This window comes from Microlunatus parietis (genome assembly GCF_013407955.1).
Taxonomy (GTDB): Bacteria; Actinomycetota; Actinomycetes; order Propionibacteriales; family Propionibacteriaceae; genus Microlunatus; species Microlunatus parietis.
Window position 1 is genome coordinate 3,865,686 of sequence record NZ_JACCBU010000001.1, and the last position, 25,171, is coordinate 3,890,856.

At 69.5% G+C, this 25,171-nt stretch carries 21 protein-coding genes; 13 read left to right on the forward strand and 8 right to left on the reverse strand.

Annotation, left to right across the window (positions count from 1 at the left end; genetic code table 11):
- Positions 1-24: 24 nt before the first annotated feature.
- Together BKA15_RS36905 and BKA15_RS18510 are read right to left on the reverse strand one after the other, a co-directional pair.
- On the reverse strand, positions 25-660 hold the full coding sequence (locus tag BKA15_RS36905; RefSeq protein WP_179753187.1) for a helix-turn-helix domain-containing protein: 636 nt from the start codon (positions 658-660) through the stop codon (positions 25-27).
- Positions 657-962: a hypothetical protein gene (locus tag BKA15_RS18510; RefSeq protein ID WP_179753188.1), complete on the reverse strand. Its 306-nt coding sequence runs from the start codon at positions 960-962 to the stop codon at positions 657-659. The genes BKA15_RS36905 and BKA15_RS18510 overlap by 4 nt, the downstream gene beginning before the upstream one ends.
- 226 nt (positions 963-1,188) lie before the next feature.
- Here BKA15_RS18510 and BKA15_RS18515 point away from each other — a divergent pair, with 226 nt between their 5' ends.
- The 8 genes from BKA15_RS18515 to BKA15_RS18550 all read left to right on the forward strand — a co-directional run bounded on the left by BKA15_RS18515 (position 1,189) and on the right by BKA15_RS18550 (position 11,450).
- Positions 1,189-2,877 carry an ABC transporter substrate-binding protein gene (locus tag BKA15_RS18515; RefSeq protein ID WP_179753190.1) on the forward strand — a complete coding sequence of 563 codons (1,689 nt, stop codon included), beginning with the start codon at positions 1,189-1,191 and terminating at the stop codon, positions 2,875-2,877.
- A 12-nt stretch (positions 2,878-2,889) separates the two neighbouring features.
- Positions 2,890-3,870, forward strand: a complete 981-nt coding sequence (locus BKA15_RS18520) for an ABC transporter permease (RefSeq protein WP_179753192.1) — start codon at positions 2,890-2,892, stop codon at positions 3,868-3,870.
- Positions 3,867-5,783 carry a dipeptide/oligopeptide/nickel ABC transporter permease/ATP-binding protein gene (locus BKA15_RS18525; protein ID WP_179753194.1) on the forward strand — a complete coding sequence of 639 codons (1,917 nt, stop codon included), beginning with the start codon at positions 3,867-3,869 and terminating at the stop codon, positions 5,781-5,783. The genes BKA15_RS18520 and BKA15_RS18525 overlap by 4 nt, the downstream gene beginning before the upstream one ends.
- On the forward strand, positions 5,780-6,589 hold the full coding sequence (locus tag BKA15_RS18530; RefSeq protein ID WP_179753196.1) for an ABC transporter ATP-binding protein: 810 nt from the start codon (positions 5,780-5,782) through the stop codon (positions 6,587-6,589). Before BKA15_RS18525 ends, BKA15_RS18530 begins: the two co-directional genes overlap by 4 nt.
- 829 nt (positions 6,590-7,418) lie before the next feature.
- Positions 7,419-8,708 (forward strand): ABC transporter substrate-binding protein, encoded by a 1,290-nt coding sequence (locus tag BKA15_RS18535; protein WP_179753198.1) that lies wholly within the window; start codon positions 7,419-7,421, stop codon positions 8,706-8,708.
- An 83-nt stretch (positions 8,709-8,791) separates the two neighbouring features.
- Positions 8,792-10,084: an ABC transporter substrate-binding protein gene (locus BKA15_RS18540; protein ID WP_179753200.1), complete on the forward strand. Its 1,293-nt coding sequence runs from the start codon at positions 8,792-8,794 to the stop codon at positions 10,082-10,084.
- The gene (locus BKA15_RS18545) at positions 10,074-11,078 is read left to right on the forward strand and encodes a dienelactone hydrolase family protein (RefSeq protein WP_179753202.1); all 1,005 of its coding nucleotides are present in this window, start codon (positions 10,074-10,076) and stop codon (positions 11,076-11,078) included. Before BKA15_RS18540 ends, BKA15_RS18545 begins: the two co-directional genes overlap by 11 nt.
- A 27-nt stretch (positions 11,079-11,105) precedes the next feature.
- The gene (locus tag BKA15_RS18550; protein WP_179753204.1) at positions 11,106-11,450 is read left to right on the forward strand and encodes a cupin domain-containing protein; all 345 of its coding nucleotides are present in this window, start codon (positions 11,106-11,108) and stop codon (positions 11,448-11,450) included.
- Here the strand turns inward: BKA15_RS18550 and BKA15_RS36435 are convergent, their stop codons facing one another.
- Positions 11,451-13,064: a molybdopterin-dependent oxidoreductase gene (locus BKA15_RS36435; RefSeq protein WP_312879118.1), complete on the reverse strand. Its 1,614-nt coding sequence runs from the start codon at positions 13,062-13,064 to the stop codon at positions 11,451-11,453.
- 94 nt (positions 13,065-13,158) lie between these two features.
- Here BKA15_RS36435 and BKA15_RS18560 point away from each other — a divergent pair, with 94 nt between their 5' ends.
- Genes BKA15_RS18560 through BKA15_RS34920 form a run of 3 tightly spaced genes read left to right on the forward strand, consistent with a single transcriptional unit; the run spans position 13,159 to position 15,742 of the window.
- Complete coding sequence (locus tag BKA15_RS18560) at positions 13,159-14,589, forward strand: MFS transporter (RefSeq protein WP_218871452.1); 1,431 nt, start codon at positions 13,159-13,161, stop codon at positions 14,587-14,589.
- A 2-nt stretch (positions 14,590-14,591) separates the two neighbouring features.
- Positions 14,592-15,266, forward strand: a complete 675-nt coding sequence (locus BKA15_RS18565; RefSeq protein ID WP_179753205.1) for an ArsR/SmtB family transcription factor — start codon at positions 14,592-14,594, stop codon at positions 15,264-15,266.
- Positions 15,267-15,295: 29 nt separating this feature from the next.
- Positions 15,296-15,742 carry a type II toxin-antitoxin system CcdA family antitoxin gene (locus BKA15_RS34920; RefSeq protein WP_218871458.1) on the forward strand — a complete coding sequence of 149 codons (447 nt, stop codon included), beginning with the start codon at positions 15,296-15,298 and terminating at the stop codon, positions 15,740-15,742.
- Positions 15,743-15,766: 24 nt separating this feature from the next.
- Here BKA15_RS34920 and BKA15_RS18575 read toward each other — a convergent pair whose 3' ends face one another.
- Positions 15,767-18,265 (reverse strand): ATP-binding protein, encoded by a 2,499-nt coding sequence (locus BKA15_RS18575; protein ID WP_179753206.1) that lies wholly within the window; start codon positions 18,263-18,265, stop codon positions 15,767-15,769.
- Between the two features lie 367 nt (positions 18,266-18,632).
- Here BKA15_RS18575 and BKA15_RS18580 point away from each other — a divergent pair, with 367 nt between their 5' ends.
- The gene (locus tag BKA15_RS18580) at positions 18,633-19,628 is read left to right on the forward strand and encodes a methyltransferase (RefSeq protein ID WP_179753207.1); all 996 of its coding nucleotides are present in this window, start codon (positions 18,633-18,635) and stop codon (positions 19,626-19,628) included.
- Positions 19,629-19,721: 93 nt separating this feature from the next.
- On the opposite strand, the gene BKA15_RS18585 is transcribed toward BKA15_RS18580, so the two are convergent.
- Genes BKA15_RS18585 through BKA15_RS18595 form a run of 3 tightly spaced genes read right to left on the reverse strand, consistent with a single transcriptional unit; the run spans position 19,722 to position 24,157 of the window.
- The gene (locus BKA15_RS18585) at positions 19,722-21,689 is read right to left on the reverse strand and encodes an ABC transporter ATP-binding protein (RefSeq protein WP_376766833.1); all 1,968 of its coding nucleotides are present in this window, start codon (positions 21,687-21,689) and stop codon (positions 19,722-19,724) included.
- Between the two features lie 29 nt (positions 21,690-21,718).
- Positions 21,719-23,455 (reverse strand): ABC transporter ATP-binding protein, encoded by a 1,737-nt coding sequence (locus BKA15_RS18590; RefSeq protein WP_179753208.1) that lies wholly within the window; start codon positions 23,453-23,455, stop codon positions 21,719-21,721.
- 54 nt (positions 23,456-23,509) lie between these two features.
- Positions 23,510-24,157 (reverse strand): TetR/AcrR family transcriptional regulator, encoded by a 648-nt coding sequence (locus tag BKA15_RS18595; RefSeq protein ID WP_179753209.1) that lies wholly within the window; start codon positions 24,155-24,157, stop codon positions 23,510-23,512.
- Between the two features lie 122 nt (positions 24,158-24,279).
- Between BKA15_RS18595 and BKA15_RS18600 the strand changes: the two genes are divergently transcribed.
- Complete coding sequence (locus BKA15_RS18600; protein WP_312879120.1) at positions 24,280-24,969, forward strand: HAD family hydrolase; 690 nt, start codon at positions 24,280-24,282, stop codon at positions 24,967-24,969.
- A 2-nt stretch (positions 24,970-24,971) separates the two neighbouring features.
- Here BKA15_RS18600 and BKA15_RS18605 read toward each other — a convergent pair whose 3' ends face one another.
- Complete coding sequence (locus BKA15_RS18605) at positions 24,972-25,166, reverse strand: DUF5302 domain-containing protein (protein ID WP_179753210.1); 195 nt, start codon at positions 25,164-25,166, stop codon at positions 24,972-24,974.
- Positions 25,167-25,171 lie beyond the last annotated feature (5 nt).

The window sequence follows — 25,171 nt, forward strand, 5'->3', positions numbered from 1 at the left end:
CCTGACGTACCGCCAACCGCGGAGTCAGTGCTGGGCCCGGCGGCGTCGCCACTCGCTCGGCGACATCCCGTAGCTGCGGGCGAACAGCCGGGCGAAGTAGTGCCGGTCGGAGAAGCCGAGCCGCTGGGCGATATGTCCGATCCCGAGCATCGACTCGCTGAGCAGGTCGGTGGCTCGCTGGAGCCGGAGTTGCTGCACCCAGAGCAGCGGTGAGGTGCCGAGATGGCGCCGGAACTGGCGACGCAGGGTGGACGGGCTGACGTCGGCGGCCGAGCAGAGATCATCGACCGTGATCGACCGGTACAGATGACCTCGGGCCCAGGCCATCGCCCGCCGGAGTCGGGGTGGCAACGCCGGATCTTCGTACGGCTCGGCTTGCAGGACGCCGGCGTTCAGCTCGAACACGAGGATCGCGCCCAGCCGTAGTGCGAGGCCGATCGGCGGCTGCCGTCGGCGCCAGGTGCGACCGACGTAGTCGATCAACGCCGCCAGTCCGGGCCGTTCCCGATCATGACTCAGGAACGGGCCCTGCGGAAGTTGCAGCGGGCCGTCGGCCCGCCACGAGGCGTCGGCCAGCGGCTCGTCCGGCTCGTGCGGCACCGCGAGCTCGATCGGGTGGTCGAGCCGATGCCGAGGAATCAGATGCACGGTGGTGATCACCAGTGGGTCCCGCGGGTTGGGCCGGTAACGGACCGAATGCAGCCACGGCATCCCGACGATGGCGGCGGCTCCAGCTCGAACCGGGTCCGGTTGACCTCGACCGAGCCGGTGCCGGCGACGACATGCAGGAACATCCGGGAGGCAACCCGCGAGAACTCCAGTTGATCGGCATCCGCGAGCCGGGTGGTCTGCGCCGCCGCGATCACCGGTGCCCAGCGGCCGACCGCGGTCAGCGGCACGGACCGCCGATCCAGCCGTACGGAGTCGTCGTGATCATCGCGTCCCACCGCTGTGGCGCTCAACGCAACGACCTCCCCGATCCCGGCCCAAGTCGATCGTCACCCAGTTTCGGAAGGTCCGGTGAACCGGCGGTCGAACGCCCGGTGAAGCACCCGCGAACAGCACCGTTTCTGTCGCAGAACAACTAAACAGCGACAGATCTTGTAAATCCTTGACATCGACGTTTGCGGGCCCCTACGGTCACTCAATACCCTGCCGGCAGGCTGCGGCGATGAGGAGACGACACCCATGACGTTCCACCCCCGGACCTTCCCTACCCGGAGGTTCTCGCTCCGTGCGGCTGCCCTGATCGGTGCCGCGGCGTTGATGATCACCGGCTGCGGCACGGGCGGCACCGGCGGCCAACAGCCCGGCCAGAACGGGGGAGAGCAGCCGGTGCTCAACGTGCACGCCAGCTCGACGCCGACGTACCAGGCGAACTTCAACCCGATCTCGGTGACGTTCCTGCCGGGCACCCGCGGGTTGATCTACGAGCCGTTGATCGCGTACACGCCGATGAAGCCCAACGAGGGCCAGCCGTGGCTCGCCGAGAAGGCCGAGTTCAACGAGGACGGCACCGAGCTCACCCTCGACCTGCGGGCCGGGGTGACCTGGTCCGACGGTGAGCCGTTCACGGCCGACGACGTCGCGTACACCTTCAATCTGTACGTCGAGGAGCCCGCGACCAACACGGGCGCGCTGCCGGTGAAGTCGGCGAAGAAGGTGGACGACGACACCGTGACGGTGGCGTTCACCGAGCCGGCGTTCGCCCGGATGCCGAGCATCGGCAACACAACGCCACTGCCGGAACACGTGTTCGGCAAGGAAAAGCCGGTCGAGTTCACCAACGAGAAGCCGATCGGCACCGGGCCGTACACGCTGAAGTCGTTCAGTGATCAGGTCTACACGCTGCAGAAGAATCCGAGCTACTGGGATGCGGAGTCGATCAAGGTCGAGCAGATCGCGTTCCCGGCGTCGACGACGCAGACGTTCACCACCAGCCTGCAGCAAGGCAAGCTGGACTGGTCCGGCGGCTTCGTCGCCAACATCGAACAGATCTTCGTGGCCAAGGACCCGGAGCACAACAAGTACTGGTTCCCCGGCGACGGCGCGGTCAATCTTCTGGTCAACCAGCAGAAGGCGCCGTTCGATGATCTTGAACTGCGCAAGGCGATCAGCCTCGGCGTCGACCGGCAGGTGCTGTCCGACACCGCGATGCAGGGCTACACGCCGCCGGCGCACCCGACCGGCCTGGTGCTGCCCGCGTTCGAGTCCGCGATGGATCCGAAGTACGCCGATGCCAAGTTCGTCCACGATCCCGCGCAGGCGAACAAGATCTTGGACGACGCCGGCTACACCCGTGGCGAGGACGGCATCCGGACCTCGCCCGACGGCAAGAAGCTCAGCTTCGACCTGGTGATCCCGTCCGGTTACGTGGACTGGGTGGCGATGAGCAAACTGCTGCAGGAGCAGTTGAAGGAGATCGGGATCGATCTCAAGCCGCAGGGTGTCGCGACGCAGAACTGGGCGGAGAACCGGAACCTCGGCAACTACGACATCACGATCGCCTCGGTGGCCGGCGGTACCGCGCCGTACTTCCTCTACCGGTCGATGATGAGCTCGGAGTTCAAGGCCGCCGAGGGCAAGCCGGCGACATCGAACTACAGCCGTTGGTACGACCAGCAGACCGACGCGCTGTTCGCGAAGTACGAGGCGAGCAACGACGCCGCGGCGCAGCAGCAGGCGATCGCCGGGATGCAGCAGATCGTGGTCGACGAACTGCCGCTGATTCCCTTGCTGCAAAGCCCGAACTGGTTCCAGTACCGGACGGTGAACTTCGACGGCTGGCCGACGAAGGAGAACCCGTACGCGCTGCCGGCGCCGTACTCCTACCCGGACAACCTGCTGGTGATCAAGCAGCTGAAACCGACCAAGTAGCCCGCGTTCTCGATGCGCTATCTGATCAGCAAGATCGCCCTCTATCTGTTCATCGCGTGGTCCGCGATCACGCTCAACTTCCTGATCCCGCGGCTGATGCCCGGCGATCCGGTGGACCTGCTCACCGAACGGATCGAGGGCACCCTCGATCCGGCTGCGCTGCAGGCCCTGCGGGAGGCGTACGGACTGACCGAGACGAACCTGCTGCTGCAGTACCGGGACTACCTGTTCGCCTTGTTCCGTGGGGATCTCGGCCTCTCGATCGGCTACTACCCGGTGCCGGTGGCCAAGATCGTCGGGGACGCGATGCCGTGGACGATCGGCCTGATCGGCACCACGACGGTGATCAGCTTCCTGATCGGCACGCTGATCGGGGTGCTGCTGGCCTGGCGCCGTGGCAGCTGGACCGATCATCTGCTGCCGGTGCTCACGTTCCTCAACGCGATCCCGTACTTCTGGCTGGCGTTGATCTTGGTGCTGGTGTTCGGCGTGACGCTCGGCTGGTTCGAGATCGCCGGCGGCTACGACCCGGCGATCACGCCGGGTTGGACCGGTGAGTTCATCGGCTCGGTGCTCTACTACGCCGCGTTACCGGCGATCACGATCGTGCTGGCGTCGTTCGCCGGCTGGGTGATGGGCATGCGCAACATGACCGTGACGATCCTCGGTGAGGACTACGTCACGCTGGCCGAGGCGAAGGGCCTGCCGAAGCGGATGGTGATGCTCGGGTACGCGGCACGCAACGCGATCCTGCCCTCGGTCACCTCGTTCGCGCTCTCCCTCGGCGCGGTCGTCGGCGGCTCGATGCTGACCGAGGTGATCTTCAACTACCCCGGTGTCGGCTATGCCCTCTTCACCGCCGTGCAGAACCAGGACTTCCCGCTGATGCAGGGCATGTTCCTGGTCATCTCGTTCGCCGTGATCATCGCCAACCTGGCCGCCGATGTGGTGTACGTCTTCCTCGACCCGCGCACCCGGCAGGAGCAACCATGACCGGACGAACGCGCCCTGAGCCCAACCCCACGCGCCCTGAGCTTGTCGAAGGGCCAGGCCCGATCCGCACCGCCCTGGGCCGTCTGTGGCCGGAGTCGGGCAAGGTCCGCGCCGGTTTGATCATCGCGATCTTCTTCGTCCTGTTCGCCGGGTTCGGTCCGCTGCTGGCCCAGTACCCGCCGGACGCGACCAGCCGCGACCTGCTCCAGCCGCCGTCGCCGCAGCACTGGCTCGGCACCACCCAGATCGGCGAGGACGTCTTCGCCCAGTTCGTCTACGGGGCTCGGGTGTCGCTGGCCGTCGGCGTCTTCGCGGCGGTCATCTCCAAGATCATCGCGATCCTGATCGGCGTGATCGGAGGCTACGTCCGCGGCGTCACCGACGACCTGCTCTACATCCTGACTGCCGTGTTCCTGGTGATCCCGGGGATGCCGCTGCTGATCGTGTTGACCGGCTATCTGCCCAACCGAGGCATCCAGGCGGTCGCCGTGGTGATCGCGATCACCTCCTGGGCCGGGTCGGCGCGGGTGCTCCGGGCCCAGACGATGTCCTTGCGGAACAGGGACTTCGTCGAGGCGGCCCGGGCCACCGGCGAGTCGCGCTGGCGGATCATCTTCACCGAGGTGATCCCCAACGAGCTGCCGCTGATCGCCTCCGGCTTCCTGTTCATGGTGATCGGCGGCGTGATGGCCGAGGCCGGTTTGTCGTTCCTCGGCCTGGGTTCGCTGACCACGGTGAGCTGGGGCTCGATGCTCTACTTCGCGCAGAGCTCGCAGGCCTTCCTGTACGGCGCCTGGTGGTGGTTCGTGCCGCCGGGCCTTGCCATCGCCCTGCTCGGTGCCGGCCTGGCGTTGATCAACTTCGGCATCGACGAGTACGCCAATCCGCGGCTCCGGACCGGCAAGCGGCGGGCCAAGGCGACCGTCGGACGCCGGGCCGCGGCCCTGGACCTGACCGCTGCGAGCGCGCCGGCCGGTGCGGCACCGATGCCGGTCGCCGAGGGCGAGCCGGTGGTCGAGACCGCCCGCGAGGCGGATCGGCGCGAGTTCGCCGAGGCCGCGCCGGTGATCCGGGATCGGCCCGGCCGGGACGGTGCGCCGGTGATCGAGGTGCGCGACCTGAGCGTCGACTATCCGACCGATCACGGTGTGGTGCACGCGGTCCAGGGCGTCTCGCTGACGCTGCACCGCAGTGAGATCCTCGGCCTGGCCGGCGAGTCCGGCAGCGGCAAGACGACCCTGACCAACACCGTGACCCGGTTGCTCCGGGCTCCGGCGCAGGTGACCGGCGGCTCGGTGACGTACCACCGCCGGCGCGGGTCGGCCGACGGGACCGTGGTGGACGTGCTGGGGCTGTCCCAGCCCGAACTCCGGTCGCTGCGCTGGTCGGAGATCGCGATCGTGTTCCAGTCGGCGATGAACGCGCTGAACCCGGTCACCACGATCCGGGCCCAATTCGACGACGTGCTGCGGGTGCACCGGCCCAGGATGACGCGGGCCGAGCGGACCGAGCTGGCCCAGCAGATGTTGATCAAGGTCGGGATCGAGCCGGACCGGGTGTACAACTATCCGCACGAGCTGTCCGGCGGGATGAAGCAGCGGGTGGCGATCGCGCTGGCCCTGGTGCTCGACCCGGACGTGATCATCATGGACGAGCCGACCACCGCCCTCGACCTGCTGGTGCAGCGTGAGGTGCTCGACCAGATCATGGCGCTGCGGGACGAGTTCGGCTTCGCGATCATCTTCACCACCCATGATCTTGCCCTACTGCTGGAGATCAGCGACTCGATCGCGATCATGCGGGCCGGCCGACTGGTCGAGTACGGCCCGTCCGTCGAGGTGTACGCCGAGCCGGGCCACCCGTACACGCGATCGTTGCTCACCTCGCTCGCCGATCTGGGGGCGAAACTATGACCGACTACGTCCTCGAGGCGAGGAACCTGATCAAGGAATTCCGGCGGGCGGGCCGGCGGATCGGTTCCGCGGCCCGGTTCCGTGCGGTGAGCGACGTGTCGTTCGGGCTCGTACCGGGCCGAGTGACCGCACTGGTCGGCCAGAGCGGCTCCGGCAAGAGCACGGTGGCCCGGCTGATGGCGCAGCTGCAGCCGATCACGTCCGGCGAGATCCTGCTCGACGGCCAACCGGTGCGGGCGCTCGGCGGCAAAGCGTTCACCCGCTACTGCGGCTCGGTCCAGATGATCTTGCAGGACCCGTTCGCCTCGCTGAACCCGCTGCACCGGATCAACCACGTGCTGGGTCGGGTGCTGAAGATCCACGGCAAGGCCACAACCGGGGCGGAGATCCGGGAACGCTCGCTGGACCTGCTCCGCCGGGTCAACCTGGAACCCGCCGAGCGCTACCTTGATCGTTTTCCGCACGAGCTGTCCGGCGGCGAGCGGCAGCGGATCTCGTTCGCCAGGGCGCTGGCGGCCGAACCCAGGGTGCTGCTGGCCGACGAGCCGGTGTCGATGCTGGACGTCAGCATCCGCAAGGAGATGCTCGACCTGCTCGACACCCTGCGCCGCGAGGAGAATCTCGCCATCCTCTACATCACCCACGACCTGGGCAGTGCCGAGGCCTACTCCGACGAGACCCTGGTGATGTATCACGGCGAGGTCGTCGAGCGCGGCCCGAGCCGCCAGGTGATCGCCGACCCACAGCACGAGTACACCCAACGCCTCCTCGCCGCCGCCCCCGACCCCCGCAAGCGCCTCCCCTAACGCCGACCGGTCACAAACGCAGCTGTTTTTGCGGCGTGTCGCTGCAGTATTGACCGGTCGACGAGTGCGGCAGGGGCAGGAATCGGCGAAGTCCGGGGCCGGAGCGGCCGCAGGCGCGGCATCGGCGACGACCGGGGTTGTCGCCTCGTCGCGGTGTGGGCGGGGTCAGGGAGGTGACGGCCTCGTCGCGGGTTGGGCGGCGCGGCCAGGGAGGCGGGACGAATGCATCCGGTCCGTCATGGGTACGAGTGCCGGCTGAACTGGCCGCGCCCATGGTCGCCGGACCGGGACGGGCACGCTCGCACGGTGTGCCGACGGGACCGCTCCGCCGCAACCGTCGAGTTCGGGGATCACCCGCTTGGACCCGATCGGATCAAGGCAGGTCGGGCGGTGGCCTGGTCGATCGGGACGAGGGGCCGGGCGCCGAGACCGACGTCGCGCCCTGATGGGGACCGACGGGCTGTCCCCTGCCACCCACGGGCGATTGGTGAGGCGCCCCACCGGGTTCCCCGCGGCATCGAACCCGGTGGTGAGCGCCTCGTGGACGATGATGCCGTGACCCGGGTTAGCTGCGGGTTACCGACAAGCGACGACTCCGCCAAACCCCGCCGGAATCTCTCCCGCGTGGTGATCATGATCACTCAGCGCCCTGAGCCTGTCGAGGGCCGAACCCGTACCCAGCGCTTCGACAAGCTCCGCGCGCGATCGACCCAGGAGCCAGACCTCGATCGACACCAGTCGGCATGCTTGCGCGGAGGTGAATATTGACCCGCAGTCTCCGTCGGCTTAGCCTCGAGGTCAGAAACCACTTTCTCGACGAGGAGGAACGATGGCCGGACTGACCAGGCGCGGGCTGCTGGGACTCGCGGGCGGCGCTGCCGTGGCCGGGCTCGCCGGCTGCGGCCGCAACAGCGGTGCTCCGGCGAGCGACGGATCGGTGTCATTGATCTTCGCGTGGTGGGGCAACGACCTGCGCAACGCCCAGACCGGGCAGGCGATCGAGCTCTATCTGAAGGACCGTCCGGGGTTGGCGGTGGACCAGCAGCCGGCGGAGTTCTCGGCGTACTGGGAACGGCTGGCCACCCAGACCGCCGGCAACGACGCCCCGGACATGATCCAGATGGCCGACGGTTTCGTTGGCGACTACGGCTCCAAGGGCGCGCTGCTCGACCTGGCCGATCTGGTCGACGTGACGAAGTTCGGGCCGGGCACGCTGGACTCGGGCCGGGTCGACGGCAAGCTGGTCGGGATCAACGCCGGCATCAACACGCCGGTGATCATGGCTCGGGCGGACGTCCTGGAGCAGGCCAAGGTCGAGCTTCCCGATGATCAGACCTGGACCTGGGGCGAGTATCGCGAGCTGGCCGCCGAGGTCACCGCCAAGTCGCGGGACGGGATCTTCGGCACCGCCAGCCCGTTCGGCGACAAGGCGATGCAGGCCTGGCTACGGCAGCACGGTGCGGACCTGTTCACGCCGGAGGGCCGGCTCGCCTTCACCGCGGCTGATCTGGAGTCCTACTTCGCGCTCATGATCGACTTCATCGAGGCGAAGGCGATGCCGCCGGCCGAGGTGGTGATCGAGGACGGCAGCAAGTCGCTGGAGCAGTCCACGCTCGTCGAGGGCCGGACCGCGTTCATGATCAGCTGGTCGAACCAGCTCGCCGCGACGACCAAGGCCGCCGGCAGCGAGCTCGCGATGCTCCGGTTGCCGAGCGTGACCGGGAAGGCGGCCGACCTCAAGGCCTGGTACCACCCGTCGATGATGTGGTCCGCCTCCAGCCGGACCAAGCATCCCGAGCAGGTGGCCGCCCTGATCGACTGGTGGGTGAACAGCGTCGAATGCGCGTCGATCTGCCTGGACGAACGCGGCTACCCCGCCAATACGGAGGTGGCTGCGGCGATCGAGGCCAAGCTGACGCCGGAGGGCCGCCGGGTCGCGAAGTTCATCGCCGACCTGGAGCCCGCCCTCGGCGACACCCCGCCGTCCCCGCCACCGGGCGGCGGCACCATCCTCGGTGACGTGCTGGCCCGGGCGCACTCCGACGTGCTGTTCCAGAAGATCACCGCTCCGGAGGCCGCGGCCCGTTTCGCGACCGAGTCGGAGGCTGCGCTCGGCTGACCCGGCTCTTGACGGCTCCCGTACGATAGGAGCCTAGGAAAGCGGTTTCTCAGATCGAGGGTTCTCAGAGTCGAGGAGATCCGATGGGCGTACTGAGCCGACGCGGGGTGCTCGGGGCGATGGCCGGGCTGACGGGACTCGGCCTGGTCGGTTGCGGGCGGTCCGGCACGGCCGGGCCGGGCGGCCGGCCGGTCCGGTTCGCCTGGTGGGGCAACGACTACCTGAACCGGCAGACGCAGGCGGTGATCGACCTGTTCACCAGCCGGCACCCGGACATCCCGGTCGCTCCGGAGCCAGGCGAGTGGGGCAGCTACTGGGACAAGCTGGCCACGATGACTGCCGCGAACGACGCGCCGGACGTGATCAACATGGACCAGAAGTACATCGCCGAGTACGGCGAGCGCGGTGCCCTGATGAACCTCCGTGAGGCGGCCGGCCTCGAGCTGTCCACGATCGACGAACAGGCCCTCGCCGCCGGCAGCTACACCGACCAGCTGTTCGGCATCAGCACCGGCCAGAACGCGTACACGGTGGTCGCCAATCCCCGGCTCTTCGCCGACGCCGGACTGGACCTGCCGGACGACGAGACGTGGACCTGGGACGACTACCGTGAGGCCGCGACCAAGATCGGCAAGGACTCCGGTGGCAAGATCATCGGCACTGCGTACGGGATCAACGAGGCCTATCTGATCATCTGGTTGCGGCAGCGCGGCGAGCAGCTCTACACGGCGGACGGCGGGCTCGGCTACCGACCGGAGACCTTGATCGACTTCTTCGCCGAACTGTACGGGCTGATGGACGCCGGCGCCGGCCCGGCAGCGGAGCGCTACGTCGAGGAGGCCGACGCCTCCCTGGAACAGTCCGCGTTCGGCACCAACCGGGCCGCGATGACCTGGTACTGGACCAATCAGCTCGGCTCGCTGGAAGGCACCAGCGGCTCCGACCTGGTCCAGCTGAGGCCGCCCAGCCGGACCGGGCGGGCGGCCGACAACGGCCTCTACTACAAGCCGAGCATGTTCTGGTCGCTGTCGGCGCGGACCGAACGGCGGGACCAGGCGATCACCTTCCTGAACTTCCTGATCAACGACCCGGACGCCGCGAAGACGCTGCTGGTCGACCGCGGCGCGCCGATCAACCGGGCCACCCGGCCGGCCGTCGAGCAGGCGCTGCGGCCGGTCGACCTGGAGTCGTTGCGCTTCCTGGACGGGCTCGCCGGCGAGATCAAGGACGCGCCGCCGGTGCCGCCGGTGGGCTCGAGCGATGTCCAGAACGTTCTCAAGCGGTACGTCTCCGACGTCTTCTTCACCAGGCTCAGCCCGGAGCAGGCCGCGGACCAGTTCACGACCGAGGTGCAGGGGATGCTCGATGCGGGTTGACGAACCAGGGGCCGACCCGGCGCTGTCCGTGCTGGACCGGTCGCTGGACCGGGACGCCGTCTCGGCGGAGCAACGGCTGGCGTACCTCCGCGACCTGACCGCGCCGTTCCTCCGGATGCGGACCGACGCCGACGCGAAGATCATCGAGGAGGTGCCCTGTGACGGTTACCGGCGGGACCGGATCGAGGTGGAACTCCTGGCCGGCATGCGCCTCCGGGCCTACGTCCTGATCCCCGACGGTGCTCCGGCCAGGGCGCCGGCGGTGCTCGCCGTGCACGGCCACGGGTACGGCAGCCGGCAGATCACCGGGCTGCTCCCCGACGGAACACCGGATCCCGATGATCTTGACGGGCACCATCACTTCGCCGTGGCGCTGGCCCGGCGCGGCCTGCTGGTGATCGCGCCGGACGTGGTCGGCTTCGGCGAGCGGCGCAGCCGGTCCGACCGCAGCTACGACGCCGACGCCGGCAACGCCTGCTACCGACTGGCCAGCACGCTGCTGATGCAGGGCGCCACGCTGACCGGCCTGCGGGTGACGGAACTGCTCGGCGTCCTTGATCAACTTGTGGCCCGGGAGGACGTGGATCCGCACCGGATCGGCATCGTCGGGCATTCCGGCGGCTCGATGCTGTCCATGATCGTTGCGGCGCTCGACGAGCGGGTCCGGGCCAGCGTGCTGTGCGGCTACCCGAACACGTTCGCCGACTCGATCCGCTCGGTCCGGCACTGCCTGTGCAACTACCTGCCGGGCGTGCTGGCGCTGGCCGAACAGCCGGACCTGCTGGAGTTGATCATGCCCCGGCGGCTGTACCTGGAGTCGGGCGAGCGCGACCCGATCTTCCCGCGCGGCGGCTTCGAACGGGCCGCGGCCCAGGTGGCCGACGCCTACGCGGCGGCCGGGGTGGCGGACCGGTTCGGCACCGACCTGCATCCGGGCGGCCACGAGGTCAGCGGCTGGCAGTCCTTCGCCTGGCTGGAGCGCGCGCTGGCCTGAACGCCACCGGCGACCTACCCTCGGTCCATGGATGGCTTCGTGATCAATCGTGAGGACGGCCGCGACGACGGCGAGGACTGGGAACAGAACTACGAGGAACTGCCGGGCAACGCCAGCATCTCGATCATTCTCGAGTCGACGACGAAGGAGGGCATCGGGCCGCGGCTGCACAAGCACCCGTACGCCGAGACCTTCATCATCCGGCGCGGCTCGGCGACGTTCACCGTCGGCACCGAACAGGTGGTCGGCAAGGCCGGCCAGGTGCTGGTGGTGCCGGCCGACACCCCACACAAGTTCGCCACCGGCCCGCAGGGGTACGAGGCGGTGCACATCCACGCGGGCAGCAAGTTCGAGACCGAGTGGCTCGAGTGACTACTGGACCGTGATCGCCACCGAGTGGTAGCCGGTGGCGCCGTCCGGAGCGGGCGGGGCGGAGGCCTCGATCTGTGGGGTGCCTTCGGCGTCGACGGCACGGACGGTGATCGTGTGATCACCGGGGCTGGCGGCCCACTCGTACGACCACTGGCGCCAGGTGTCCGGGCCGGTGACATCGGCGAGCCGGGCCTGCTGCCACGCGTCGTCGTCGATCTTGATCTCGACGCTGCCGATCCCGGTGTGCTGGGACCAGGCGACGCCGGCGATCATGACCGTGCCCGCCGCGACACCACGGCGCGGCGTGTCGATCCGTGACGCGAGCTTGATCGGGCCGAGCGCGGACCAGCCGAGTGGCGTCCAGTAGCCCGCATCGTCGGCGAACGTGGTGACCTTGAGTTCGACCACCCACTTCGTCGCCGACACGTAGCCGTACAGGCCGGGCACCACCATCCGGACCGGGAAGCCGTGCTCGAACGGCAGCGGCTCGCCGTTCATGCCCACCGCGAGCAGCGACTGCCGGCCTGGATCGGTGAGCACCTCCAGCGGCGTACCCGCGGTGAAGCCGTCCTGGCTGCGGGACAGCACCATGTCGGCACCCGGCAGCGGCCGAGCCGCCGCCAGCACCTCACGGATCGGCCAGCCGAGCCAGGTCGCGTTGCCGATCAGCGAACCGCCGACCTCGTTGGAGACGCAGGCCAGGGTGATCTGGTGCTCGACCAGCGGCTTGTTGATCAACTCGTCGAAGGTGATCGTGATCTCCCGTTCCACCATGCCGATCACCCGGAGCTGCCAGGTCGCCGGGTCGATCTGCGGCACCTGCAGGGCGGTGTCGATCCGGTAGAAGTCCGCGTTCGGCGTGACGTACGGGGCCAAGCCGGGCACCGCCAACTCGGCGCCGGCCGGCACCGGGTCGGCCGGACGCGCCGGAGCGGGAAGCCGGATCCGCTGCCTGGCCTCGTTGGCCGCCTGCAGGGCGCCGCCGATGGCCTGGCCGGCGAGGGTTCCGACGGCGCCGAGGCCGGCCACCAGGGCGGCCAGACCGAGCACCCGCCGCCGCCCGGCGGGGTCCACCGGAGCGTCCGGGCGCAGGTGCCCGATCAGGCTCCTCATGATCAGGTACGCGATCGTGCTGCCGATGATCATGGGGACGTACGCCAGCCAGCCACCCGGATCACCGGCCTGGATCGCCAGCAGGGCCAGCACGGTGAGAATGGAGACCGGAGCCAGGCCGGCCCAGCGGAACCGGCGTTCGACCACCCCGGCCACCGCGGCCACGGCCAGGCTGACCAGGGCGATGATGATCATCAGCACCGGCTTGTCGGCGGTGCCCAGAAACGTCTTGCCGAAGTTGATCATGGGACCGGGCAGCGCGGCGATCACCGCGTCGCCGACCGCCACCAGCGGCGACCCGGCCGGCGCCAGCACGGCGGCGCCGAACTCGGCGACGCCGAGACCGAGCAGCCCGGTGCCGGCGCCCGCCAGTGCGGCGACGCCTCCATGCCCTGAGCCTGTCGAAGGGCCAGGATGATTCGGCCGTGGCGCTTCGACGGGCTCAGCGCGCGTTCGGCTCGGCTCGCCGAGCGCGCCGGGGCCAGGTCGGGCTGTCGTCACCCCTCCATGGTGCGCCCGCCCGGTCGGCGGGGCAACGCGGGTCGGCGTACCGTCAGAGTTTGACAATATCTGATGTTCTAACGATCCTTAGAATATGAGTCAGGAGAGCGAGACCACGGCACGGCCCGGGGCTGCAACAGGAGACGGCTGGCGAGATCTGTTCGGGCCGGCGGCGCGCGGCCCGATGGCGGTCCTCGGCGGCGGCGTCGCCCTCTACGCGATCAACGTCTATCTGACCACCAGCCTGCTGCCCAGCGCGGTCGCCGAGATCGGCGGCATGGAACTCTACGCGTGGGCGATGACGGTGTTCCTGATCGCCTCGGTGATCACCTCGATGCTGGTCAGCCGGATCCTGTCCGGCCACGGACCGCGGCGTTCGTACTGGATCGCGCTGGGTCTGTTCGGCGCCGGCAGCCTGGTCGCGGCGGTGGCGCCGACGATGCCGGTGCTGCTGGTCGGCCGCGGGCTGCAGGGGCTGGGCGGCGGTCTGCTGGCCGGACTGGCCTTCGCGGTGATCCGGACGGTCCTGCCGGAGCGGTTGTGGCGGCGAGCCTTCGGCCTGCTGTCGGCGATGTGGGGGGTCGGCAACCTGGTCGGCCCGGTCCTCGGCGGCCTGTTCGCGCAGTTCGGCGCCTGGCGTGGAGCCTTCGTGCTGCTGGTGATCAGCACACTCGGCATCGCGCTCCTGGTCCGCCGGGCCATGCCGGACCAGCACCCGGCCGGCCAGGCGAGCGCGCCCGCCGCCGTACCGGTCCTGTCGCTGGTGCTGCTCACCCTGGCCACCACTGCGGTGAGCGTGGCGTCGATCAACGAGCAGCCGGTGATCAGGATCGCCCTGATCGCGGTGGCCGTGATCTTGGTCGCCGGCTTCGTGATCGCCGAACGGGCCGGCTCGGTCCAGGTGCTGCCGGCCCGGACCTTTCGCCGCGGCTCGGTGCTGATCTGGTTCTACCTGAGCATCGCCGCGCTGGCGATCGGCTCCACCATCGAGACGTTCCTGCCGCTGTTCGGGCAGCGGATCGGCGGCCTGTCGCCGCTCGGCGCCGGGCTGCTCGGTGCGTCGCTGTCCTGGGGTTGGAGCCTCGCCTCGATCCTGTCCAGCGGCGTGTCCCGGCCGGCGGCGACCCGGGTGGTCCGGCTGGTCGGCCCGGCCCTGGTCGCGATCGGGCTGGCCGGCTACACCGCGTTGCAGCTGACGGATCCCGGCCCGGTGCTGATCGGGCTCTGGTTCGTCGCGCTGATCGTCGCCGGGACCGGGATCGGGATGTCGTTCGTGCAGTGGATGCCGGCGGTGATGGCCAGCTCGACCGACCCGGCCGAGGCGCAACAGGCCGCGGCCGGCGTCAACACCGTCCAGTTGATCTCCAACGCGTTCGGCTCCGCGCTGGCCGGCCTGCTGGTCGGGCTCGGTGGTCCGGGGATCATCGGATCGGCCCAGGTGTTGGGCTATGGCTACGCTGTGGTCGGCGTGCTGGCCCTGGTCGTCGCCGCCCGCGCCCTCCGGATCCGTACCTCAGGGAAGTGATCATGAATCGTCCAGAGCCGAACGATTTCGACGACACCGGCGTCTACGACCAGCTGGCGCGACTGGGCAAGGCCCTGTCCAATCCGGTACGGCTGCGGCTGCTCGACCTACTGGAGCAGGGCGAGCTCACGGTCGAGGAACTGGCCCGCGCGGCGCACCAGTCGGTGAAGAACACGTCGGCCCAGCTGCAGCAGCTCCGGGCCGCGCAGCTGGTCGAGACCCGGCGGGACGGGGTCCGGATCCACTACCGGCTGGCCGGCCGGCGGGTGTCGAGGTTCCTCGGCGAGTTCCAGACGTTCGCCGAGGAGACGCTGGCCGGGATGAAGATCGAACTGGACGAGTTGAGCCGCAAGCCGGGCGGCCTGCAGCGGGTCTCGATCAAGGAATTCCGGGAGCGGCTGCGCGACGAGCACACGGTGATCATCGACGTCCGCGCGGCCGAGGACTACGCCCGCGGCCACATCCCGGGCGCGGTCTCGATCCCGCTCACCGAACTGCGGCAGCGGATGGACGAGATCCCGGATGATCATGACGTGATCGCCTACTGCGACGGCCCGTACTGCTTCGCCTCCGGCCGTGCCGTCGAGCAGCTGGAACGGGCCGGTCACCCGGTCCGCCGACTGGACGGCGGCCTGGCCCGCTGGGTCCGCTCCGGCGGCCGGCTGCAGTCGGCCTGACAGCCCCAGCAGGTGTGGATGATGTGTGTATGTCGCGAGTGAATGTCTACCTGCCTGACGACCTGGCGGATCGCGCGCGCGAAGCGGGGCTGAACGTTTCGGCGCTGGCTCGCGCTGCCATCGAGTCAGCGCTGGCCCGACGCGCCAGCGATGCCTGGCTGGCCAGATATGTGGGCGCCACCAGCGGTGTCACCCATGATCAGGTGCTGCGCGCGTTGAACGAGGCCCGCGACGAGTTGGCGACGGCCCCGGTGAGTGACCCGACGGCGTCCGGCCAGGCGATCAGGGCTCTCACCGAGGCGCCGGTCGACCGTCACCCGCTCGGCGGTCTGCTCGCTGGAGCCTGGACCCGACGCCGAGGGCTCCGGATCCTCGATGCGCTCTATGTCGAACTCGCCGAGCGGCTGGACTGTGACCTGGTGACCACGGACCAGCGCCTGAGTCGCGCCGACTCCTGGATCCGTCCGGTCAACTGATCACCTGCTCCCCGGCCAAGTTGATCATGAACCGGCAGCCGCCAGCTTCCCGGTGAGCGACTCCCGGTTGGTCTCCGGGTCGTCGGTGTGATCGACTCCGAGGTCGGTGAGCAGTGCGAGGGCGGCTCGCCAGTGCCGCCGGGCCGGTGTGCGGTCGCCCAGGACGGCACAGGCATCGCCGAGTCCGTCTTCGACGCGCACGAGATCGGCCCGGACCGGGACCCGCTCGGCCAGCCGGCGGGCCTGCCGGAAGTGCTCGACGGCCGGTCCGCCGGCCCCGAGGTCGACACACGCGCGCCCCAGACCCAGCAGGGATTCGTACTGCCAGTTCTGGTTTCCGGTGCGCTGGGCGACCGCGAGCGCGTCGCGGTAGCAGTCCAGTGCGGACGACGGGTCGCCGCTCCGGCGGACGGCGTCGGCCAGACTGGCCAGCGCGGCGAGCTCGCCGACGGGAAGATCTTCCCGACGGGCCAGGACCACGGCACGTCGAAAGGCGTCCACCGCGGAGTCCAGGAGCCCCAGCCTCGCTTCGGCCCTGCCGCGGCCGATCAGCGCATCGACCTGTCCGGAACGATGTCCCACTCGGCCGGCGAGGGTGAGGGTCTGGTCGAAGTGGTCCGCCGCCGACCGGTAGGCGCCCCGACCCAGCCGGGCGTGGGCGATCAGGTAGTGCGACTCGAGCAGTCCGAGCTCGTCGCCGGCCTCCTCCGCCAGCCGCAACGCACGGGTGAAGTGTTCGTCGGGATCCACGGCGGCCGCCCCGTACTGCACCATCGACGCGAGCTCGATGCGGGCGTCGATCTCCACCAGGGTCAGCCGCTCCGCGACGGCCAGGGACAACGCGTCTTCGAACTGGCGAGCGGCGGCCCCGAAGTCGAGCTGGTGTCGCCGCACCCGGCCCAGGTCTCGATGGGCTCCGGCCGCCGCGGCGCGGTCCCCCAGCACCTCGGCGGCCCGGAGCGCCAGCCGGTTCAGGACGTCCGCCTCGGCGATCCGATGGCGCATGATCAACTGTCGCTGCACGATGGCGGCCAGGTCGACGACCTGCCGGTGCAGCCCCAGCTCGGCAGCCGTACGGGCGCCGGCCAACAGGTTCGGCAGCCGGTCGTCGAGCCAGGAGGTCGCCTGCTCGGCGGTCCAGGAAGGCGACACGGCGTACGGCGGGACCGGCCGCCGGCTGCGGGTGTACGGATGCGCAAGATCCATCGCGGCACTCGCCCAGGCGCAGTGATGCTGGAGCAGCCGGGTCAGCGCCGCGGTCCGCTCCACTGCGGTGTCGTCGGCCCGGCCCCGCCGGGCCGCGTGGGTCCGGGTCAGATCGTGCAAGCGGTACCGCCCAGGCGGATCCTCGTCGAGCAGGTGCAGATCCTGAAGGTTCTCCAGCGCCGCGTCGGCCGTGCCGAGGCCGCTGCCGAGCAGCGCCGCGGCCGCGGCGGCGTCGAGGTCGGGCCCGGGCGCGAGTCCGACCAGCCGGTAGGCGCGCCGGGTCGCCTCGTCCAGGGCGGCATAGGAGAGATCGAGGGCCGCGGACACCCCCGGAGTCTGGTCGTCCTGACGGTCGAGTACGGCGGCGCGCTGCTCCCGCAACCGGCCGACCAGGTCGGCCAGCCGCCAGGACGGCCGGGACCGAAGCCTCGCTGCCGCGATCCGGAGCGCCAGCGGCAGCCGCCCGCAGAGTTCGACGGCCTCGGTCAACAGCGCGGAGTCGGGCGCCCCGGTGGTCTCCGAGGCCCGGACGAACAGCTCGGCGGCCTCCGACCGGGACAGGATGTCCAACCTGAGGGTCGCGTCACGATTCAGCCCGGCGAGCGTGTGCCGGCTGGTGGTGATGACCTGGCAGGCCCCGGTGGCCGGCAGCAGCGGTGCCACCTGGTCGACGGTGCCGACGTTGTCGTACACGAGCAGCAGCCGGCGGCCGGCGACCAGGCTGCGGAACAGGCCGGCGCACTCCTCGACATCGACCGGCAACTCATCGCTCGGTACGTTCAGCGCCCGGATCAGCCGGGCCAACGCCTCCGCCGGGCCGACCGGCCGGGTGCGATCACTGAAGCCGTGCAGGTCGACGAAGAGCTGGCCATCCGGGAAGTCGGCGGCGAGCAGCCGGCCGGCCTGAACCGCGAACGCGGTCTTGCCCACTCCCGCCATGCCCTCGACGGCGATGACGGAGCGGCCCGGCGCCGCGTGGGCCAGCAACTCGGCCAGTTCCTCGCCGCGGCCGACGAAGTGCGACGCGGCGGGCGGTAGTTGGTGGGGCCGATCGGGCAGCACGACCGGCGCGGGCGGGACGGCTCCGCGAGCCACGGCCGCCAGCACCGTTGCCTCGTCGGCATCCAGTTCCAGGATCTCCGCGACCCGGCGCAGGGAGCTGCCGTGCGGCCGGGCTGACGCTCCGGATTCCCAGCGCCGCAGGGTTCGCGGATCCAGCCCGGCCCGGCGGCCGAGCTCCTCCTGGGTGAGCAGCGCGCGCTCCCGCCACGCACGCAGTAGCTCACCGAAGTTCGACGGTCGTCCAGGTCCGCTCACACCTGCCTCCACGCCGAAGTCTAAGAGTCCGACGCCCACCCTCCGAGATGTCCGCCAGGTGTCCGGTCGGCGACCTGTCCACCGGGGCGGCGCTCGACGAAGGATCGAGCAGACGAACCCGACGAGGAGGACGGATGAGCACCGCGCGACGGCCGGAACGGCACCTCGTGGTGGTCCCGGCGCAGCCGCCGCATCGCCACGACTGGCAGACCAGGTCCTGCCATCGGACCAGCCAGGGCCTGCTCTCGTACGAGCACTGCGGTGGCTGCGGCCGGTGGCGAGTCCACCTCAACCGGACAGCGACGACAACCCTTGTGGAGGTTCCATGATCAGCGAGGCCGACCGAGCCTTGTCTCCCATCCCCTTGATGCAACTGACGACCGGCTTCTGGGCGTTCAAGACGCTCGCCGCGGCGCACGAACTCGACCTGTTCTCCCGCCTGGCCGACACGGACGGTACGACGAGCGCAGAGTTGGCCGAGACGCTCGCGATCGAGGAACGGCCGGCCGAGATGCTGCTCACCGGGTGCGCGGCGCTCGGGCTGCTCGCCAAGGTCGGCGGCCGCTATCGCAACAGCCCGTTGGCCGAGGAGTTCCTGGTACGCGGCCGGCCGTACTACTTCGGCGGCTGGGTGGAGATGCTCGACCGGCGGCTCTATCCCGGGTGGGGCCGGCTGACCGAGGCGATCCGCAGCAACCGCCCCACCACCTGGGATCCCGAGCGGCAGCAGTCCCTCTTCGACGGTGAGGATCCGGAGCTGCTGGCGGTGTTCTGGGAGGCGATGCACTCGCTCTCGACGTTCACGGCCCGGGTGCTGGGTCAGGCCGTCGACCTGAGCGAGGCGCGCCGGCTGCTCGATGTCGGCGGCGGCTCCGGAGCGTTCGACATCGAACTGTGTCGTCGCTACCCGGGCCTGACCGCGACGGTCTACGAACTGCCGAAGGTCGCCGACATCGCCGCCCAGAAGATCAAGGAGGCCGGGCTCCAGGACCGCGTCGACACGGTGTCCGGCGACTTCTTCGCCGACGCCCCGCTGCCGGAGGGATACGACACCATCCTGCTCTCGATGATCTTGCACGACTGGTCGGAGGAGCTCGGCCGCGCGATCCTGCAGAAGTGCTGGGCGGCGCTGCCGAGCGGCGGCCGGGTGATCATCTCCGAGTTGCTGGTCGACGACGAGCGGACCGGGCCGCCGCCCGCGGCCCTGATGAGTCTCAACATGTTGATCGAGACCGCCGGCGGCCGGAACTACACACCGGCCGAGTACGGCAGCTGGCTCGGGGACCTGGGCTTCCGCGACGTCAGCACGGTCTGGTTCGAGGCGGCCGGGGCGAACGGAGCCGTCATCGGAACGAAACCATGATCACCCTCTGACGTGCAGACGCCGAACCGCGGACCGGGAGGGGATCCCGGCCCGCGGTTCGGTGGTGGTCAGTCCATGATCATCGACCCGTGATCATCGACGCAGTGCTGGGGCCGGAGTGGGAGCACCACCGCTCGGCGCCGGAGCCTCCTCCTCGTCGATCTCGATCGCCGCGGCGAACTGCGAGTTGTACAGGTCGAAGTAGTGGCCCTGCCGGTCCAGCAGTTCGTTGTGCGTGCCCAGTTCGACGATCGCGCCGTCCTCCATCACCAAGATCACGTCGGCGTCCCGGATGGTCGACAGGCGGTGTGCGATGACGAAGCTGGTCCGGTCCGCGCGGAGCGCCGACATGGCCTGCTGCACCAGCAGTTCGGTCCGGGTGTCGACCGAGCTGGTCGCCTCGTCCAGGATCAACAGGGCAGGGTCGGCCAGGAACGCCCGGGCGATGGTGATCAACTGCTTCTCACCGGCGCTGACGTTGCTGCCCTCCTCGTCGATCACGGTGTCGTAGCCGTCCGGCAGCGAGTGGACGAACCGGTCGACGTAGGTGGCCTCGGCGGCCGCCACGATCTCGGCGTCGGTCGCGCCCGGGCGTCCGTACGCGATGTTGTCCTTGATCGTGCCGTGGAACAGCCAGGTGTCCTGGAGCACCATGCCGATCCGGGACCGCAGCGCGTTGCGCGGCACGGTGGCGATGTCGACGCCGTCCATGGTGATCCGGCCGCCGTTCAGCTCGTAGAACCTCATGATCAGGTTCACCAGCGTGGTCTTGCCGGCCCCGGTCGGGCCGACGATCGCGACCGTCTGGCCCGGCTCGGCGGTCAGCGACAGGTCGGTGATCAACGGCTTGTCCGGGTCGTAGCTGAACGAGACGTGCTCGAACTCCACCCGGCCCCGGGTCGAATCGAGCACCCCGGTCGCCTCCGCCGACTGTTCCTCGGAGTCGAGCACCTCGAAGACCCGCTCCGCCGAGGCGACTCCGGACTGCAGCAGGTTGGCCATCGACGCCACCTGGGTCAGTGGCTGGGTGAACATCCGGGAGTACTGGATGAACGCCTGCACGTCGCCCAGGCTGAGCGTCCCGCTGGCCACCCGGAGGCCGCCGACGACGGCGATCACGACGTAGTTCAGGTTTCCGATGAACATCATCGACGGCATGATCGTTCCGGAGACGAACTGGGCGCCGAAGCTGGCCTTGAACATCCGCTGGTTGCGTTCGTCGAAGTCGGCCGCGACCTCCTTGGACCGGCCGAAGACCCGGACCAGGGTGTGGCCGCTGTAGGCCTCCTCGATGTGCGCGTTCAATTCACCGGTGCTCTTCCACTGCTCGACGAACAGCTTCTGCGACCGCTTGCCGATCAAGGTGGTGATCACGATCGTCACCGGTACGGTGATCAACGCGATCACCGCCAGCACTGGCGAGACGACGAACATCATGACGATCACGCCGATCACGGTCAGCAGGGCGGTGAGCAACTGGCTCAGCGTCTGCTGCAGCGACTGGGACACGTTGTCGATGTCGTTGGTCACCCGGCTCAGCAGCTCGCCCCGCGGCTGCCGGTCGAAGTAGCTCAGCGGCAGCCGGTTGATCTTGGCCTCGACCTCGTTGCGCATCCGGAAGATCGACCGCTGGATCGCGCCGTTGACCAGGTAGCCCTGGAACCACAGCACCAGCGAGGCGATCACGTAGATCACGATCGCGCCGAGGAGGATCTGACCGAGCCGGGCGAAGTCGATCCCGGCGCCTGGCACGATGTTCAACCGGGCGGCCACGTCGGGCGGAATCTCCGAAGCCGGCCGGGTGCTCAGGAAGCCGGCGAAGATCACGTCGGTGGCTGCGCCGAGGATGATCGGCCCGAGCACGTTGAGCAGGATGCCGACGACGGCGAGGAAGATCGCCACGGCGAGCACCTTGCGCTCCGGGCCGAGGTGGCCGAGCAGCCGCTTCAGCGACGGCAGGAAGTTCATCGACTTCTCGACCGGCTTCGGCCCGGGCGGGCCGAGGCTCGGACCGGACGGCTGGTACTTCGGGCGCTCCGGTGCCGCCGCCTTCGGCTGCACCGCGTTCTCCTTGTCTGCAACACTTTCGGTCACGCTGCAGCCTCCTCGGCGCTCAGCTGGGAATCGACGATCTCGGCATAGGTCGGGCAGTCCAGCAACAGCTCGTCATGGGTGCCGCGGCCGACCACGGCGCCGTCCTCCAGCACGATGATCACGTCCGCATCGGCGATCGTGGCCACCCGCTGCCCGACGATGATCACGGCGGCGTTCGCGGTCTCGGCCTTCAGCGCGGCCCGGAGCCGGGCGTCGGTGGCCACGTCGAGCGCGGAGAACGAGTCGTCGAAGATGTAGATCTCCGGCTTCTTGACCAGGGCCCGCGCGATGGCGAGCCGCTGCCGCTGGCCGCCGGAGACGTTGGTGCCGCCCTGGGCGATCGACGACTCCAGCTGGTCCGGCATGGCCCGGACGAAGTCCTCGGCCTGGGCGACCCGGAGCGCGTGCCAGAGCTCGTCGTCGGTGGCGTCCGGGTTGCCGTACCGCAGATTGCTGGCGACCGTCCCGGTGAACAGGTACGGCCGCTGCGGCACCAACCCGATCTTCGCCCAGAGTGCCTCGCCGTCCAGCTCACGAACCTCGGCCCCGTCCACCGTCACCGAGCCGCCGGTGGCGTCGAAGAGCCTGGGGATCAAGGAGATCAACGTGGTCTTGCCGGCGCCCGTCGACCCGATGATCGCGGTCGTCTGACCGGCCCGGGCGGTGAGCGACACGTCGCGCAGCACCGGATGATCGGCCCCCGGATAGGTGAACTCGGCGTTGCGCAGCTCCACCTGGCCGACGCTGCCGCCGACGGCGACCGGACGGTCTGGCATGACCACCGACGACTCGGTGTTCAGCACGTCCGAGATCCGTTCCGCACAGACGATCGCGCGCGGCGCGATCATCAGCATGAAGGTCGCCATCATGACCGACATCAGGATCTGGATCAGGTACGTCAGGTAGGCGGTCAGCGAGCCGACCTGCATGGCCCCGCTCTCGACCCGCTGGGCGCCGAACCAGAGCACCGCGACGCTGGACAGGTTCATGATCAACATGACGATCGGGAACATCGAGGCGAACAGCCGGCCGACCGACGTCGCGGTGGCGGTGAGGTCGCCGTTCGCGGTGTCGAAGCGCTTGATCTCCTCCGGCTCGCGGACGAACGCGCGGACCACCCGGATGCCGCTGATCTGTTCCCGCAGGACCCGGTTGACGGTGTCGATCTGGCCCTGCATGACGCGGAACAGCGGGCCGAGCTTACGGACCACCAGGCCGATCGAGACGCCGAGCACGGGCACGGCGACGGCAACCAGCCAGGACAGGCCGACGTCCTCCCGGAGCGCCGCGATGATCCCGCCGACCATGGTGATCGGCGCCATCACGAGCAAGGTGAACGTCATCAGCACGAGCATCTGCACCTGCTGGACGTCGTTGGTGTTGCGGGTGATCAACGACGGGGCGCCGAAGCGATTCAGCTCGCGGGCGGAGTAGCGCAGCACCCGGCCGAAGATCGCGCCGCGCAGGTCACGCCCGAACGCCATCGCGGTGCGGGCACCGAGGTAGGTGGCGCCGATGGCGCAGACCAGCTGGACCAGGCTGACCACGAACATGATCATTCCGGTGTTGGTGATGTAGGCGGTGTCGCCCTTGGCGACGCCGTTGTCGATGATCGCGGCGTTCAGGCTCGGCAGGTAGAGCGACGCGATCGTACCGATGAGTTGGAACAGGACGACCCCGACCACCGCGGCCCAGTAGGGCCGCAGATAGGTCCGGAGCAGCTTGATCAACATGAGCGTCCTCGGGGTTTCGGTGGAGTGGGCGGGGCGCAGGGCGGTGCGCCGGGGTCAGGGTGCGGGCCGGCCACAGCTGTGGGCTTCGGACTGCGAGATCTGGGCGAAGGCGGCGGCCAGGTCAACCCGGTTTCCCACCGACCGGTCGTCGTCGGCGACGCCGTACAGCAGCAGGTCGATGATCGCCTCGGGGTCGGTCGGCTCGAGGTGGAATCCGTGGACCCAGGCGACCATGGGGTGGGAGACGGCGAACACGGTCGACCGGAGCAGGTAGGCGGCGGCGGTCGCGTCCACCCGGAGCTGGTCGGCGTCGTCGCCGATCAGGTCGGTGATGGCCTCGGTCAAGAGATCGGCGTCGGCCATCATCCGGTCCCGGAGCTTGCGCCGGTCGTCCTCCTTCGGCTCGGCCGGGGGCCCGATCGCGTGGATCAGGGTGAAGCTCTCGATCATGCGTTGCTGGATCACCCGGGCCATCTCCACCAGCCGCTCCCGCAGGCTCGACTCGGTGGAGATCTCGAGCAACTGCTGCCGGGTCACCTCAGAGCTGAACGCTCGCTCCAGGACGGCGTCGATCAGGGCCTGCTTGCTGTCGAAGACCCGGAAGATGGTGCCCTCGGCGACGCCGGCGGCCTCGGCGATCTGCTTCGTGCTGACGCTGCGGCCGTGCTCGCGCAGCAGCGGGTCGGTCGCGGCGATGATCATCGCGCGACGGTCTTCCGCGGACATCGGGGTAGCACGGGCCATGTCCAGCAGCATAGGTGAGTGAGCACTCACTCACAAGCCGGTTTTTCGGAGGATCTCGGAGCCGCTGGTTGAATGAGGCGGTGACCGACGTAACTGCAGCCGACCCACTGGCCGGACTCGCGGACCGGCGGTTCGCCGCCGTGATCTTCGACATGGACGGGACGCTCGTCGACTCTACGCCCGCGATCATCAGGGCGTGGACGGCGTGGGCGATCGATTTCGGGATCACCGCCGAGCAACTCGCCGGCGGCCACGGGCTGCCGTCCGCGGACGTCGTCCGGCGGCTGATCGCCGAGCCGGATCAGGCCCGGGCGATCGAGCGGATCAACGAACTGGAACTGGCCGATCTGGCCGACATCGTGGTGCTGCCGGGCGCCGACCTCGCGCTCCGCGACCTCGCCTCGGCCCGGAACGCGATCGCGACCTCGGCCAGTCGCCCGCTCGCCGCGGCCCGGCTGGCGGCCGCCGGGCTGGTGCCGCCGACGGTGTTGATCACGATCGACGACGTCCGGCGCGGCAAGCCGGCCCCGGATCCGTTCCTGGAGGCGGCCCGCCGGCTCGACGTAGCGCCGGAGGACTGCCTGGTGGTCGAGGACGCGCCGAACGGGCTGCGCGCCGCTCACGCCGCGGGGTGCGCGACGCTCGCCGTACTCACGACGTCGGAGCCGGCCGAGCTGCAGGCCGACGCCATCGTGCCGAACCTGTCAGCGGTCCGCTTCCGGCCGGACGGTGAGGAGATCACCGTCCGGCTGCACAGTCGTACGGGCTGATATCAGCCGGTCTTGCGGCGGAACGTCCGCTTGGCCTCGATCCGGCCATGGGGCTGCACCTTCGGGCCGTTGCCGTCGAGGTGATCCTCACCCCGGCGACCCTGCTTGGCCTCGAGTGCTTCCCGGAACTTGCGCTTGGTCTCGTCCTCGGCCGCGTCGACCGGCGGCTTGGACTTCTTGTTCTTGTCGGCACTCATGACAC

Bases quoted from the DNA above. Each gene is read 5' to 3' on its own strand.
- BKA15_RS18605 (WP_179753210.1), bottom strand. From the start codon at position 25,166: ATGAGTGCCGACAAGAACAAGAAGTCCAAGCCGCCGGTCGACGCGGCC.
- BKA15_RS18545 (WP_179753202.1), top strand. From the start codon at position 10,074: ATGCGGGTTGACGAACCAGGGGCCGACCCGGCGCTGTCCGTGCTGGAC.
- BKA15_RS18560 (WP_218871452.1), top strand. From the start codon at position 13,159: ATGAGTCAGGAGAGCGAGACCACGGCACGGCCCGGGGCTGCAACAGGA.
- BKA15_RS18590 (WP_179753208.1), bottom strand. From the start codon at position 23,455: ATGTTGATCAAGCTGCTCCGGACCTATCTGCGGCCCTACTGGGCCGCG.
- BKA15_RS18540 (WP_179753200.1), top strand. From the start codon at position 8,792: ATGGGCGTACTGAGCCGACGCGGGGTGCTCGGGGCGATGGCCGGGCTG.
- BKA15_RS34920 (WP_218871458.1), top strand. From the start codon at position 15,296: ATGTCGCGAGTGAATGTCTACCTGCCTGACGACCTGGCGGATCGCGCG.
- BKA15_RS18550 (WP_179753204.1), top strand. From the start codon at position 11,106: ATGGATGGCTTCGTGATCAATCGTGAGGACGGCCGCGACGACGGCGAG.
- BKA15_RS18515 (WP_179753190.1), top strand. From the start codon at position 1,189: ATGACGTTCCACCCCCGGACCTTCCCTACCCGGAGGTTCTCGCTCCGT.
- BKA15_RS18530 (WP_179753196.1), top strand. From the start codon at position 5,780: ATGACCGACTACGTCCTCGAGGCGAGGAACCTGATCAAGGAATTCCGG.
- BKA15_RS18535 (WP_179753198.1), top strand. From the start codon at position 7,419: ATGGCCGGACTGACCAGGCGCGGGCTGCTGGGACTCGCGGGCGGCGCT.
- BKA15_RS18580 (WP_179753207.1), top strand. From the start codon at position 18,633: ATGCAACTGACGACCGGCTTCTGGGCGTTCAAGACGCTCGCCGCGGCG.
- BKA15_RS18520 (WP_179753192.1), top strand. From the start codon at position 2,890: ATGCGCTATCTGATCAGCAAGATCGCCCTCTATCTGTTCATCGCGTGG.
- BKA15_RS18565 (WP_179753205.1), top strand. From the start codon at position 14,592: ATGAATCGTCCAGAGCCGAACGATTTCGACGACACCGGCGTCTACGAC.
- BKA15_RS18525 (WP_179753194.1), top strand. From the start codon at position 3,867: ATGACCGGACGAACGCGCCCTGAGCCCAACCCCACGCGCCCTGAGCTT.
- BKA15_RS18595 (WP_179753209.1), bottom strand. From the start codon at position 24,157: ATGATCATCGCCGCGACCGACCCGCTGCTGCGCGAGCACGGCCGCAGC.